At 34.4% G+C, this 14790-nt stretch carries 14 protein-coding genes; 7 read left to right on the plus strand and 7 right to left on the minus strand.

Features of this window, described 5'->3' with window-relative positions:
- Positions 1 to 43: 43 nt before the first annotated feature.
- A complete protein-coding gene (locus CLV55_RS02170; protein ID WP_112112086.1) occupies positions 44 to 559 on the plus strand; it encodes a DUF2892 domain-containing protein in 516 nt (171 codons plus the stop codon).
- Positions 560 to 648: 89 nt separating this feature from the next.
- Here the strand turns inward: CLV55_RS02170 and CLV55_RS02175 are convergent, their stop codons facing one another.
- Positions 649 to 1542: a lytic transglycosylase domain-containing protein gene (locus CLV55_RS02175; RefSeq protein WP_112112087.1), complete on the minus strand. Its 894-nt coding sequence runs from the start codon at positions 1540 to 1542 to the stop codon at positions 649 to 651.
- 52 nt (positions 1543 to 1594) lie between these two features.
- Positions 1595 to 2254 (minus strand): alpha/beta hydrolase, encoded by a 660-nt coding sequence (locus CLV55_RS02180; RefSeq protein ID WP_112112088.1) that lies wholly within the window; start codon positions 2252 to 2254, stop codon positions 1595 to 1597.
- 104 nt (positions 2255 to 2358) lie between these two features.
- Between CLV55_RS02180 and CLV55_RS02185 the strand changes: the two genes are divergently transcribed.
- Together CLV55_RS02185 and CLV55_RS02190 are read left to right on the plus strand one after the other, a co-directional pair.
- The gene (locus CLV55_RS02185; protein ID WP_112112219.1) at positions 2359 to 2643 is read left to right on the plus strand and encodes a GNAT family N-acetyltransferase; all 285 of its coding nucleotides are present in this window, start codon (positions 2359 to 2361) and stop codon (positions 2641 to 2643) included.
- An 82-nt stretch (positions 2644 to 2725) separates the two neighbouring features.
- A complete protein-coding gene (locus CLV55_RS02190) occupies positions 2726 to 3067 on the plus strand; it encodes a hypothetical protein (RefSeq protein WP_112112089.1) in 342 nt (113 codons plus the stop codon).
- Here the strand turns inward: CLV55_RS02190 and mtaB are convergent.
- From mtaB to CLV55_RS02205, 3 genes are all read right to left on the minus strand, one after another.
- Positions 3055 to 4386, minus strand: coding sequence for a tRNA (N(6)-L-threonylcarbamoyladenosine(37)-C(2))-methylthiotransferase MtaB (gene mtaB / locus CLV55_RS02195; protein WP_112112090.1), 1332 nt, complete (start codon positions 4384 to 4386; stop codon positions 3055 to 3057). The genes CLV55_RS02190 and mtaB overlap by 13 nt on opposite strands.
- Before the next feature lie 143 nt (positions 4387 to 4529).
- Complete coding sequence (locus tag CLV55_RS02200; protein WP_112112091.1) at positions 4530 to 5705, minus strand: GlmU family protein; 1176 nt, start codon at positions 5703 to 5705, stop codon at positions 4530 to 4532.
- A 124-nt stretch (positions 5706 to 5829) separates the two neighbouring features.
- Positions 5830 to 6081 carry a type B 50S ribosomal protein L31 gene (locus tag CLV55_RS02205; RefSeq protein WP_112112092.1) on the minus strand — a complete coding sequence of 84 codons (252 nt, stop codon included), beginning with the start codon at positions 6079 to 6081 and terminating at the stop codon, positions 5830 to 5832.
- A 227-nt stretch (positions 6082 to 6308) separates the two neighbouring features.
- Between CLV55_RS02205 and CLV55_RS02210 the strand changes: the two genes are divergently transcribed.
- From CLV55_RS02210 to CLV55_RS02225, 4 genes are read left to right on the plus strand one after another with little or no spacing between them, the layout of a single operon-like run.
- On the plus strand, positions 6309 to 6839 hold the full coding sequence (locus tag CLV55_RS02210) for a DUF4199 domain-containing protein (protein ID WP_112112093.1): 531 nt from the start codon (positions 6309 to 6311) through the stop codon (positions 6837 to 6839).
- A complete protein-coding gene (locus CLV55_RS02215; RefSeq protein WP_112112094.1) occupies positions 6839 to 7798 on the plus strand; it encodes a glycosyltransferase family 2 protein in 960 nt (319 codons plus the stop codon). Before CLV55_RS02210 ends, CLV55_RS02215 begins: the two co-directional genes overlap by 1 nt.
- A 42-nt stretch (positions 7799 to 7840) precedes the next feature.
- The gene (locus CLV55_RS02220) at positions 7841 to 9562 is read left to right on the plus strand and encodes a phospho-sugar mutase (RefSeq protein WP_112112095.1); all 1722 of its coding nucleotides are present in this window, start codon (positions 7841 to 7843) and stop codon (positions 9560 to 9562) included.
- Positions 9562 to 11409, plus strand: a complete 1848-nt coding sequence (locus CLV55_RS02225; RefSeq protein ID WP_112112096.1) for an ABC transporter ATP-binding protein — start codon at positions 9562 to 9564, stop codon at positions 11407 to 11409. The genes CLV55_RS02220 and CLV55_RS02225 overlap by 1 nt, the downstream gene beginning before the upstream one ends.
- Before the next feature lie 173 nt (positions 11410 to 11582).
- Here CLV55_RS02225 and CLV55_RS02230 read toward each other — a convergent pair whose 3' ends face one another.
- Positions 11583 to 12305: a nucleoside/nucleotide kinase family protein gene (locus tag CLV55_RS02230; RefSeq protein ID WP_112112097.1), complete on the minus strand. Its 723-nt coding sequence runs from the start codon at positions 12303 to 12305 to the stop codon at positions 11583 to 11585.
- A gap of 16 nt (positions 12306 to 12321) precedes the next feature.
- Positions 12322 to 14772, minus strand: a complete 2451-nt coding sequence (locus CLV55_RS02235; protein ID WP_112112220.1) for a TonB-dependent receptor — start codon at positions 14770 to 14772, stop codon at positions 12322 to 12324.
- Positions 14773 to 14790 lie beyond the last annotated feature (18 nt).

The raw sequence follows: 14790 nt of genomic DNA on the forward strand, positions 1-14790 counted from the left end.
TTAAAAACGTTTTATTACCTTTGCACTCTTAAATTTTATTATTATGTTTCATAGGAATATTAAACTTGTTTTGGTTGTCTTACTTTTCGGAACGGCCATCTGGCAATTCACAGAAAGCAATATTGGAAATGGAATTTTTCTCATCCTAGTATCGTTGGCACCGCTTTTCTTATACTTCAGAAATGAATATATTTTGATGGCTTTCTTACAATTGCGCAAGCAAAATTTTGAAGGCGCCAAAAAATGGTTGGCTAAAATTAAAAATCCTGAAACGGCTTTAGTACAAAAACAACAAGGCTATTACAATTATTTACAAGGAATTATGGTATCACAAACCAACCTTGTGCAAGCTGAAAAGTTCTTTAAAAAAGCTATTGAATTAGGATTAAATATGGACATGGATTTGGCCGTTGCAAAATTAAATTTAGCCGGTGTAGCGCTTTCTAGAAGAAGAAAATTAGAAGCGACAAACCTCATCAATGAAGTTAAAAAACTTGACAAACAAGGCATGTTGAAAGATCAAATCAATATGATGAAAGAACAAATGAAGAAGATTTAATTGTGGTTACGGGTTTCATTTAATAAAAAAGTTCGCATTTTGCGAACTTTTTTATGCTCAAAAAAATTTAACACGAAACTCGCAACTTACTAATACCCTTCTGTTGGAATTTCTAACACATATTTCTTTTTAGTAGGGTTAACCAATTTTTTATCACGCAACCACGGATTGTGAATTTTCAAAATCTTGTAATTAATCCCTTGAGCTTTAGCAAAAGCCGCCAAATCATTTATAGAACTGTCTATTTCAACTGTTTTAGTCGGAATGTTTTCATACAATTCGTCTTTAGACACCTCAAAACCATACAAACTAGGGTGTTGCATAATTTCTTTTAACGCCAAGATTCTAAACACATATCTTGAGGTTTCGTCTGTGAGCAGCAAATCGTAGTAATCGTTTACTTGTTGTTCTGCAATTTTAGTATTCAAGCCATTCATTCCCCCGTTGTATGAAGCAGCTGCCAAGGTCCAAGTCCCAAATTTTTCTTTTGCTTTTATCAAATATTTACACGCCGCTTCGGTTGCTTTCTGCAAATGATAGCGTTCATCTACGACATCATTAACTTCCATCCCTTTTTCTTTGGCTGTTTCAGGCATAAATTGCCATACTCCTTTCGCTCCTGAAGCCGAAACCGCATTGGTCAGCGCGCTCTCTATGACAGCCAAATATTTAAAATCATCGGGGACCCCATATTGCTTTAATATCGGTTCGATAACTGGAAAAACCCTATTGGCTCTTTTCATGATTAAAATCGTTGACGAATGTAAATTGGCATTAACCAACAATTCTCTATCAAAACGTTCGCGAACATCCGCAATGTTTAAAGGTGTTCGCTCTCCAGCAAAGTCAACCATAGCAGGAAAATATTGAGCAGTTCCTTCTCGCATCATTTTCTTTTTGTCGGTACCCGATAAGGCAAAAACAAACAGATAACAACACAGAAAAATACCTGCTACCCCTCCGATAATTTTGATTTTTTTCATGGGTTCAATTTTATTGGGCAAAATTAGTAATTTCAACGTTATATAGTTAACGTTATTGTTCTAAAATTATTTTGGGTAGATGCTCATTAAACCATCGATATTGGGTAACAATCATGATATGAGTACCTCCAGAAACCACGATACAGTGCTGAATCTTCTTGATAGGAAATATAGCATCTTTATCTCCATGAATGTGAATCACATGTTCATCAGGAGTAGCTTTAGTCCAAGTTAGAATTTGAGTTATGGACCATTTTAAATAGGTTTGATCTCTAACATTTAAAAATGTATCATACAACTGCCACCGCTTTTTGCCTTTTTTGGAAGGATTTCTTTTTAGCAGAATTTCAAACCACGTAAAAAGAGACATAGGGAGTAGTTTATAAAGTTTTAGGTTGTTGGCTATTTTAAAAAACACAGGAAACTCCTGATTCGATTTCACACTCGAAATGATAATAATTTTCTGACAGGTTATAAAACGAGCCATTTCTTGAATCAAAATTCCACCAAAAGAAACCCCAACCAAAATAGGATTTTCATGCAGTATTTGTTTCACCATACGCTGAGCATAATCTTGTAACGTATCGTTTTTATCAGGAACACGCCATTCTAAAAAATGCATTTCAAATACGGATTCGGGCAAATGAATTCGCTCAAAAATAGTAGGACTTGCTGCCAGTCCGGGCATGAAATACACAGGAATTTTTTTCATTTTCGTATTTAAATTTGATATAATCCATAAATTATTCCGAAATTTGCATAAATATAAAATTTTTAGACGAAAAATTGATGAATTCTGAGTTAACTTTAACGCAAATGGAAATTAAAGACAATACCTTCGCGAGACAGTTTGAAACAACATTTGATGGAAAACTTATTTCTGTGGAGTACTCTTTTCAAGAAAAGAAAATTTTCTTAACACGGATTACTACATTTGACGGGTTTGACCATCCTGATTTTATAGATGATTTCCTTAAAAACATTATGGAAATTGCCTATGAACGCAAACTTAAAGTTGTTCCAGTTTTTCCAAAAATAGCCGCCTTTATGAGAAAAAATCCGACATACAAAGATTTACTCCCTCCTGGCATAAAAATATAAAACTCATACCCTTCGAAATCCGAATTCCTTAACTCTATTTTGGAATTTGGATTTTTTTATGAGAATTTGATATCTTTAGAACATGAATTCGAACGAACTAAACCTTGCTATTGTTGCTTTTTTTGAATGTATTCAAAACTATTACGGCTGTAAAACAGAAATTACTGAAGGTTTATTTTCAAACTATGACGATTTGGATGCGCATTTAACCACTTGGAACTTATCGGTTTTCGATTTAATTCGTTCAGCCTATCGAACCAATGGCAATCGATTCATGTTTGAAGGCAGCACCATGTATTATGAAATCTCAGGAGAACGCATTATCGATTTCAAAAATCCAGAACGAAATAAATTTGAATTTGTGGAACAATATGGTGAAAATGTTTTCAGGATAACCAAAATATCTTTTAATCAAACAACGTAATTGTTGACAAATTCCATCCTCATACTCCCCTCTTCATCTATGTGTGTCAATTTAATGTTATGTAATGTATTGACCAATGCTGGATCCCAAGGCGTTTTTACTTTAACATAATTCTCCGTAAATCCGTAAATATACCCTTCTTTGTTTTCACCTTCAAACAAGACCGTGCGAAGTGTTCCCATTTGACTTTCATAAAACGCACGACGTTTTTTTACAGACAAGCCACGTAACATTTTACTACGTTTGTTTCTCACATTCATAGGAACAACTTCGGGCATGTCAGCCGCTTCGGTATTATCTCGTTCCGAATAGGTAAAAACGTGCAGATAAGAAATATCTAAGTCATTCAAGAAGTGGTAGGTTTCCAAGAAATGTTCATCTGTCTCACCAGGAAATCCCACAATCACATCCACACCAATACACGCATGAGGCATCACTTCGCGAATTTTTTGAACTCTGTCCGTGTAAACTTCACGCAAATACCTGCGTTTCATTCTTTTTAAAACATCATTACTTCCTGACTGCAATGGAATATGAAAATGCGGTACAAAAGTTCGACTTTGTGCTACAAATTCGATGGTCTCATTTTTCAATAAATTAGGCTCAATCGAGGAGATTCGCAACCGTTCGATACCATGAACGGCGTCCAAGGCTTTTACTAAATCTAGAAAGGTGTGTTCGTGTTTTTTATTTCCGAATTCCCCTTTGCCATAATCCCCTATATTTACCCCCGTGAGTACAATTTCTTTGATGCCTTGTTGCGAAATTTCGGTCGCATTTTTCAACACATTTTCTAAGGCATCACTTCTCGAAATGCCTCGTGCCAAAGGAATGGTACAATAGGTACACTTATAATCGCAACCGTCTTGTACTTTTAAAAAAGCCCGAGTTCTGTCTCCAATAGAATAACTCCCAACGTAAAAATCGGCTTCTTCTATTTCACAAGAATGGACTTGCCCCATGTCGTTTTTAGACAAATCGTTGATGTAATCTGTAATTTTGAATTTTTCTGTAGCCCCCAACACTAAATCAACCCCATCTACTGCGGCTAACTCTTCAGGTTTTAATTGGGCATAACACCCAACCGCTGCCACAAAAGCTTTATCGTTGCGTTTCATGGCTTTTTTAACAATTTGCTTGAATTGCTTATCGGCATTTTCGGTTACCGAACACGTATTAATCACATAAATATCGGCGATTTCTTCAAAATCAACTCTGTCAAATCCTTCTTTTTGAAAATCTCTAGCAATAGTGGATGTTTCAGAAAAGTTTAATTTACATCCAAGCGTGTAGAACGCTACTTTTTTTTTGTGTTCCATAAGTATGCTCAATTCATGAAATCGTTGTCAAAAAATTGAGAGTGCAAATCTAGTTAATTTTTCAAAATAAAATAACCACAGATTCACAGATTAAAATAATTTTAAAAATCTGTGAATCTGCGGCTATCTTTAATGAGTAAGAATTACTCCTTTCTATACTTTTTAGTTTCTTCGAAAACGTGTTCTAATATTCGAGCATCTTGTTCAGTAAATTCAACTTGTCTTCTTGCCATAACAATTTTTGCGGTTTGGAACGCTTTGTTTGTCAAATAAGTCGTAAACCCAGAGGCTCCTCCCCACGAAAAACTGGGCACAAAGTTTCTAGGAAAACCTGCACCAAAAATATTTGCACTGACCCCAACTACAGTTCCGGTATTAAACATGGTATTAATCCCACACTTGCTATGGTCACCCATCATCAATCCGCAAAATTGTAACCCCGTTTTGGAAAAATTATTGGTTTCATAGTTCCATAATTTCACCTCCTCATAATTGTTTTTCAAGTTTGAATTGTTGCTATCAGCACCTATATTACACCATTCTCCGAGAACCGAATTTCCTAAAAACCCATCATGCCCTTTATTGGAATAGCCAAATAAAACCGAATTGCTCACTTCCCCTCCAATCACAGCATGTGGACCCACGGTGGTCGCGCCATAGACTTTGGTGGACAATTTAACTCGACCTGATTCACAAAGAGCAAAGGGACCACGAATGACCGAACCTTCCATAATTTCGGCATTTTTACCAATATAAATTGGTCCAGCAGCTGCATTTAAGGTAACAAATTCAAGCTTTGCCCCTTCTTCAATAAAAACATTTTCTGGCGCAATAACATTGACACTTTTAGGTATCGGTTGCGAAGTTCTTCCTTCGGTAATCAATTCAAAATCTTCTCTAAGTGCAATTTCATTTTTACCAAAAATATCCCAAGTATGTTCTATAGTCAAACTATCTTGTTGATATTCAATAATTTCATACGATTCAAAATAAACTTCTTCCTGAGTATCATTAGTATAAAAAGCGATAACGTCATCACCTTTAAAAATGGCTTGATTGCTTTCTAGGTTTCGAACCATTTCGCAAAGGATTTCATTTGGCAAAAAAGAAGCATTAATCATAACATTTTCTTCCATTTCAACCATGGGATACTTTTCAGAAAGATACTCTTCTGTTAGTGTAGTTGTGGTATACCCAAGATATTTTTCCCATTTTTCACGAATGGTTAAGATGCCCACTCGAATATCCGCAACTGGCCTTGTAAAAGTAAATGGCAATAGCGCTTGTCTTACGGTTCCGTCAAATAATATGTAATTCATCTGATAATTTTTAAAGATACAAAATACGGCTTTTCAAAAGTTTGTGTTCAAAGTTACAAAGTTTATTCCATAAAAAAACCTTCCGAAATCGAAAGGTTTTAATAAAATTTGAACACTAAATATATTATTTAGCGCGTTTTGCGTATTTGCTGTTGAATTTATCAATACGACCTGCCGTATCAATTAATTTAGATTTACCTGTATAAAATGGGTGAGATGTTCTCGAAATCTCCATTTTGTACACTGGATATTCCACGCCTTCGTGCATTATTGTTTCTTTTGTTTCAACAGTTGATTTAGTAATAAAAACATCCTCGTTTGACATGTCTTTAAAAGCAACTAATCTGTAATTTTCTGGGTGAATTCCTTGTTTCATGATGTAAATCTTTTTATTTGTTTTTGAAGTAATTTGTTGTGAAGCTTTCGATAAAAAGGTATCAACAGATTACAACGTTTAAAATTATTGTTTTAATTTGAGTGTGCAAAGATACATTTATTTTTTAATAACCAAACATCCTGCACGCTTTTTTTAATTCGTTAACAACTTCATATTATAATATCATATTTACTATATTTGTGGATTAATTTTTATTCAAAATTTACATGAACTCAATAATAAAAAAGAATGGTATTACATATGGAATTATTTCTGGGGTTATCTCTGCTTTGATAACAACTATGATTTATACAATAGATTTAAAACTATTCCTATCTGGTTGGATAACTTTTTTAAAACTTTGTGTTTTTTTGACACTAGCTATCATCCTCTTGACATCAACAAAAAAGCAATTAAAAGACGAGTTTTCATTTAAAAACGCATTTACTACTTACTTTATTTTTATTGTAATTGCTTCTTTAATTACTACATTTTTTGAAATAATTTTATTTAATATTATAGACCCTTCTTTAAAGGAAACTTTAAAAGAAATGGCTATAAAATATGCAACTGAAATATTAGAAAAATTCGGAACACCTACAAGCAAATTAAATGAAGCTATAAAAAACATTCAAGAAAATGACCAGTTTTCTGTAATTCAGTTAATAAAGGGATTTTTTACTTATATTCTTATAAGCTCAATTTTTGGACTCATTTTAGCAGCTATTTTTAAAACAAATAATAAGAACTTTAATTAATGAATTTATCCATAATAATTCCTTTATTAAACGAGCAAGAATCGTTGCCCGAACTGCATACATGGATTCAAAACGTGATGATTTCCAACAATTATACCTATGAAATTATCTTTATCGATGACGGAAGTACTGATAGGTCATGGGAGGTTATTGAAGATCTTTCCAAAAAAGACGCTCATGTAAAAGGGATTAAGTTTCTAAGAAATTTCGGCAAATCACAAGCGCTACATGCGGGTTTTTCCAAAGCTCAAGGTGATGTCATCATCACAATGGACGCCGACTTACAGGACAGTCCAGACGAGATTCCAGAATTGTTTAACATGGTTATGAACCATGATTTCGACTTGGTTTCGGGTTGGAAAAAGAAACGCTATGACCATGTGGTTACTAAAAATCTTCCTTCAAAATTATTTAATTGGGCTGCACGAAAAACATCGGGAGTATACTTGAACGATTTTAATTGTGGTTTGAAAGCATATAAAAATATTGTAATCAAAAACATTGAAGTCTCGGGCGAGATGCACCGCTACATTCCTGTTTTGGCAAAAAATGCTGGTTTTAGTAAGATTGGTGAAAAAATAGTCCAACATCAAGCTCGAAAATATGGTGAATCAAAATTTGGCATCAATCGATTTATCAATGGGTTTCTTGATTTGATTACGATTTGGTTTTTATCGAGTTACGGAAAAAGACCGATGCACCTATTTGGTTTTTTAGGCGTAATCATGTTTCTCATTGGATTTATTTCGACCTTTTTTATCATCGGAATTAAACTTTTCAAATTATTCGCATTACATAAACAAACCATATTGGTAGCTCAAAATCCGCTGTTTTATATTGCGCTAACAGCCATGATTATTGGTTCTCAATTATTTTTGGCTGGTTTTTTAGGGGAGATTATTCTTCGAACCAAAAACAATGAAGAGCGTTATAAAATTGCAAATGAACTGAATTTATAAAAGCACCAAAATTGTACACACACTATACTCAACTTTAGAATCATGGAACAAAACATTTTAGACAAAGCAAACGAATGGTTGACTCCTACGTTTGACCAAGATACACAAGACCGCATAAAAAACATGTTAGCCCACGCACCAAAAGAATTGGAGGAAAGTTTTTATAAAAACCTCGAATTTGGAACGGGCGGTATGCGTGGGATTATGGGTGTAGGCACCAACAGAATCAACAAATACACCTTAGGCAAAAACACACAAGGCTTATCGGATTATTTAAAAAAATCATTCCCGAATGAAACCTTAAAAGTTGTTATTGCCTACGATTGCCGTCACAACAGTGACACGCTTGCAAAAGTTGTTGCCGATGTGTTTTCAGCCAATGGCATTCATGTCTATCTATTTTCAGAGATGCGTCCAACGCCAGAATTATCTTTTGCCTTAAAACATTTGAATTGTCACGCCGGGATTGTACTTACCGCATCACACAACCCCCCAGAATACAATGGTTATAAAGTATATTGGCAAGACGGCGGCCAGTTAGTACCTCCTCAAGATGGAGAAATCATTGAACGCATTGAATCGCTTAAATATGAGGACATCCAATTTCAAGCGAACGAAAATCTGATTGAATATATTGATGCGGCTATAGATGCGGCTTTTGCAAAATCTACAATAGAAAATTGTAGTTTTAACACTCCAACGCTAGCAAAAGAGAACTTAAAAATAGTATATACATCTTTACACGGAACTTCTATCAAAGCCATTCCAGGAGTTTTAGCACAAGCAGGATACACCGATGTGAACATTGTAAAAGAACAAGAAACACCCAATGGTGATTTTCCAACAGTAAAATCTCCAAATCCTGAAGAACCAGAAGCACTTACTATGGCTTTGGCCTTAGCAGACAACATAGAAGCCGACATTGTTATTGGAACAGACCCTGATTCTGATCGTTTGGGAGTTGCTGTTCGCGATACACATGGTAAAATGATTTTATTGAACGGAAACCAAACCATGGTTATCATGACAGCATTCTTACTAGAACAATGGAAACGTGCGGGAAAAATTGATGGAAAACAATTCATCGGTTCTACTATAGTTTCGACACCAATGATGTTGGAATTAGCTTCGGCTTATGATGTTGAATGTAAAGTAGGTTTAACTGGGTTCAAATGGATTGCAAAATTCATCAAAGATTTCCCTGAATTGAAATTCATTGGTGGTGGTGAAGAAAGTTTCGGGTTTATGGTAGGAGATGCAGTTCGTGATAAAGATGCCGTTGGTGCATGTCTTTTAGTATGCGAAATTGCAGCTCAGGCAAAAGCCTCAGGAAGTACGTTATATCAAGAATTGATTAACTTATATGTTGATCACGGATTTTATAAAGAACATTTAATTTCCTTAACTAAAAAAGGAATGGACGGATTAAAAGAAATTGATCAAATGATGATTAATTTACGTGAAAATCCAGTCTCTGAAATCGATGGACAACGTGTAGTTTGTATTGAAGATTACAAAAACTCCACAGCAAAAAACATGTTTACTGGTGAAATAACTCCTATTTCAATTCCAAAATCTAATGTGTTGATTTATTATTTGGAAGATGGTTCAAAAATTTGCGCTAGACCAAGCGGTACCGAACCAAAGATAAAGTTTTATTTTAGTGTCAATGCGCCGTTAAATCGAGCAGAAGATTTTGAGACAGTATCACAAGAGTTGGATGTAAAAATTAAAAATATTATTGCTGCAATGCAGTTGAACTAATGGATGATAATTTAAAAAAGATTTTTCCTTTTATTAAACCCTATAAATCGCATGTATTTTGGAATGTGATTTATAACATCTTGTACGCGTTATTCAGTACGCTTTCTTTCATCGCTTTAATCCCGATGATGCAAGTATTGTTTGATAAATCTGAAAAAATTACAGAAAAACCCGTTTATACTTCTATTTGGGAGATAACTAAATTTGGAAAAGATTATCTTTATTACAATATCACACATCTCCAAATTACCAAAGGACCACAATATGCCTTATTATTTGTGGTTGCTCTCATTATTATCACCTTTTTATTTAAAAATCTTTTTAACTATCTCGCATCCAATCATTTGATGCATTTAAAAAATGGTGTTTTGAAAGATTTAAGAAATACCATGTATAATAAAATTATCGACCTTCCTATTTCATACTACTCCGAAAAGAGAAAAGGAGACATCATGGCTCGTATGCTTGGGGATGTAGGAGAAGTACAAAATTCCTTTTTTTCTATCTTAGAATTAATAGTCAAAGAACCAATGACAATTATATTTACCATAGGAGCTATGTTTGCTATTAGTGTTAAATTAACACTATTTGTCTTTATTTTTATACCTATTTCAGGCTATATCATCTCACTCGTTGGCAAATCCTTAAAATCAAAATCAGAACGCATACAGTACGAGGGAGGATTTTTAATTTCAATTGTAGAAGAGAGTTTATCAGGTTTAAAAGTAGTTAAAAGCTACAATGCCGAAAAGAATTTCAAAACCAAATTCAATGATTCTGTAATGCGCTTGTTAAAACTATCAAACAGCATTGGTAGAAAAAACAATTTAGCCTCTCCATTTAGTGAGTTTATGGGAATTATAGTAATTGCCACACTATTATGGTTTGGAGGAAACATGGTTTTAGTAGAACATTTACCCAATGGAAAACCTGTATTCGAAGCCGCACAATTTCTTGCTTACATGGGGTTGGCCTACAATATTCTTACTCCTGCTAAATCTATTTCGAAAGCTAACTATGCCGTAAAAAGCGGATTGGCAGCAGCGCAACGTGTATTTGAAGTATTAGAAGTTGAGAATACTATTTCAGACAAACCAAATGCCATTATAAAAGAATCCTTTGACAAAAACATCTCTCTTGAGCAAATCACTTTTAAATATGAGAAGGAAAATGTGTTGACAAACTTTTCACTAGATGTGCCAAAAGGAAAAACCGTTGCGTTGGTGGGACAATCTGGTAGTGGTAAAAGTACAATTGCCAGCTTATTGACTCGTTTTTATGATGTTCAAGAAGGAAACATCAAAATTGATGGGATTGACATAAAAGACATGACCATGAATTCTTTAAGAGGGCTGATTGGACTTGTCACTCAAGATTCGATTCTCTTTAACGACACCATAAAGAATAACATTTTAATTGGTAAGGAAGGCGCCACCGACGATGAAATTATTGAAGCCTTAAAAGTGGCCAATGCCTACGAATTTGTTAAAGATTTACCACAAGGCATTAATACTAACATTGGTGATGCCGGAAATAAATTATCTGGAGGTCAAAAACAAAGGTTAAATATTGCGCGTGCCGTATTAAAAAATCCTCCTATCATGATTCTAGATGAAGCTACATCGGCATTAGACACAGAAAGTGAGAAATTTGTGCAAGTGGCTTTAGAAAATATGATGCAAAACCGAACCTCTATCGTGATTGCACACCGTTTATCTACCATTCAAAAAGCAGATAAAATTGTAGTGATGCAAAAAGGAAAGATTGTAGAACAAGGAACTCACGAGGAATTGCTCGCCCTTGAAGGCACCTATTCCAAACTCGTATTCATGCAAAGTTTTGAATAAGAAAAAAATTAAATTAAAATTAACATAAGCTAAACTAAAAAACCTTACCTTTACCTAAGGTTTTTTTATAATTTATAAACGCTTCTGTATGATAAATTTAATCGTAAAATTTGTCGTGGTATTAGTAACTGTTTTTGCTTATTTGATCACTACTTTCTATTAATACAACTTGTTTATATTGGTGTATATTCCATCACTTTGCTTTCTTTTGCTAGTAAGTCAAGATAATAGTAACGCACTTTATCTTCTTTATCAAAAGCTCCATTTTTATTGATGTCTTCAATCGTTCTGAAATAAATTCTATTTAAATTTTCAACAACGTTCCAATCGATTAATTCCTGAATATCAGGAGATAATTTTACAAAACCTTCCCCTTTTACGTTACTCAAATACAACGATTTTACATCATTGCTGTCAATTTTCCCATCCGTATTGGTATCAGAATCTGTTAAAGTATAAATCAAAAACTGTTTCTTCGTTTTATCGGCTATTGTTTTTAAAAACGTAATTGTCTCTATTAATATTGGTTTTTCTGTTAACTTACAAATAGAATCATTCCCTATTTCTTGAAATCCTACATTTTGTAAAAATCCTGTAATTTCGTTTTCGGTATTGTTAGAGATTGTAAAACTTTGTTGAGTCTCACTACTCGAAGAATCATAAGTCATTCCAGAAGTTCTCCCGTATACATTTATATCCCCAACAGGAAATAACAATACAGAGGTACCTTCAAAATGAATGGGTAAATCGGCAACTTTGATTTGCGCTGTGTCATTCTTGACATTGATTGCTTTTTCTTTAGTATTATAAGTTACTTTAGGTTTATCAGCTTCGTTCTTACATCCTACAAATAAAACCATCAATCCAAAGAGACTCATTTTAATATAATTTGTCATGTCTTTTTTATTTAAATTACAATCTCATAGTCAATTTAACATTAAAAATTCGAGTCGTCATATAGTTTGGAATACCATATTGACTTTTCGTATAGGCATCTCTCACCCAAGTGTTTGTAATAGCATTTTGATTGTTGAACATATTATAAATTTCAAATCCTAATGCTAGTTCTTTAAATTTTTTCAACCAATGTCCTTCAGGACGCTCATTGTTTTTTTCGGTAAACAGATACGAAAACCCTACATCAGCTCTTCTATAATCACGCAATCGGGTTTGATATTGATAAACATCTGCATACGAAGGCGAACCTCCTGGCAAACCCGTATTGTACGTCAGATTCAAATACAACTTCACATTCGGGATGTTTGGCATATAATCTTGGAAAAGAATTCCAAACTTCAACCTTTGATCGGTAGGGCGTGCTACATAACCTCTCCCATCTTGATTTTCTTCCGTTTTCATATATCCAAAACTAAACCAAGATTCTGTACCAGGAACAAAGGCTCCATTCAACCTACAATCAAATCCATACGCATAAGCGACTGCATCGTTATTGGCGCGATAACGTATCCTTACATTGTCTAATGTATAGGTATTCACATCGGTCATTGCTTTGTAATACACTTCCGACACCAGTTTGAATGGTCGGTTCCACATCTTAAAATTATAATCATTACTTAGCACATAATGAATTGATTTTTGAGCTTTAACATCTGGATTTACAACTCCGTATTGGTCGCGCAACTCTCGGTAGAAAGGTGGTTGGTAGTAAAACCCTGTAGAAAACCTAAAAAGCATATCCTTTTGCCAATTGGGTTTGAATGAAATTTGTGCCCTCGGACTGACAACAGTTTGTGTCCTAGCAATAGTATTGCTAAAGTTCCAAAGAATAACACTTGAATTGTTTGACGTATCGCCCATAACTTGCCAGCTTTGAGAACGAATCCCAGCGTTTATCCACAATTGGTGTTCTCCTAACATCAATTTAGTATTTCCTTGTAAAAAGCCAGACAACCTATTGATGTTAACAAAATTTGTAGCTCTCACATTTTGATAAGGCACTAATGGACCTACATAAGGGTTATAGGGTTGGTCATTATGAGGCAAATCAATTCTTGGAGGATTTATAGAAAATCCAGCAGAATCAATAACTTCATACTCAACAATGCGATCACGAATACTCTCATGAGCATATTTCAATCCCCAATCTATTTGAAATTTCTTTTTATAATTGTGGCTTCCTTTAATTTCTGCATTATAAATTAGAGCATCCAAGTCATTTCGTGCATGATTCAACTGTGACCCAATTGCCCTACTGTAAGTTACATTGCCATACGTATCCGAACCAATATTCGTATCTACTTCTCCCAAACTATAAGCCGCATCAATATCATAATGTTCTGCTTCTTGGGTGTGATATAACGAGGTTATAAATTTGTACGCATTCTTGTCATTGGGAGTGAATGTGGTTTTAACAGCACCAAAATACGTTTGATATTGATCTTTTTCGATCCCTTCATAAAAAATTTGCAAAGCAATGGGATCGGTAAGTGTCCCAAAATTTGTCTGTCTAGTCAAAGGCTGGTATTGGTATTTGTTTTGTGATACATTTCCTAGAAAACTGATTTGTACTTTCTTTGAAACATTGTAATTAACATTGGTTTGGATATCTGCAAAAGAGGGTTTATAGTTCGATTGCGTTTCTTGACTATTTACTATCAAGGAATTGTTTCGGTATCGAATTCCTGTTAAAGCACTCCATTTTTTATTTTTTGAAGCCCCTTCAACCGACATACTTCCGCCTAATAAACTAGCTTCGAGTGAGGCTCCAAATTTTGTAGGTTTTCGATACGTAATATCTAAAACTGAAGCCATTTTATCTCCATATTTTGCTTGAAACCCACCCGCCGAAAAATCGATATTCTGAATTAAATCGGTATTGGTAAAGCTCAACCCTTCTTGTTGTCCTGAGCGCACTAAAAATGGGCGATAGATTTCAACTTCATTTACATAAACCAAATTTTCGTCATAATTCCCACCTCTCACAGAATAGGCACCCCCTTCTGTAGTACTGGAAGCAGACCCTAACGTTTTTAAAATATCAACAACACCTCCAGATAATTTAGGAATATTCCGAATCACTTCGGGTTCGATATTAATAATTCCGGTCACCCTCTTCTTATTGCTTGTAATCACCACCTCTCCGATTTGATCGGCTTTAGCTTCTATAACAGGATTAAACTCTACAATATCATTGGGTTTTAACTGAAAGGTTTGTGTGACGCTTTTAAGGGCAACGTGAGTATAGACCAATACTACTTTTTTATTAGCTGGAATTAGTATAGTATAAAAACCGTTTGTATCAGTAATCGCTGAATGCCCTAAACAACTTACGTTAACGCCTTCTACTGGATTATGATTGTCATCTGAAACGATTCCTGTTACTTTAGCCGTTTGTGCAAACATCCCTACAGTCAAAAGCAA

Source organism: Flavobacterium aciduliphilum, assembly GCF_003268855.1.
GTDB lineage: Bacteria > Bacteroidota > Bacteroidia > Flavobacteriales > Flavobacteriaceae > Flavobacterium > Flavobacterium aciduliphilum.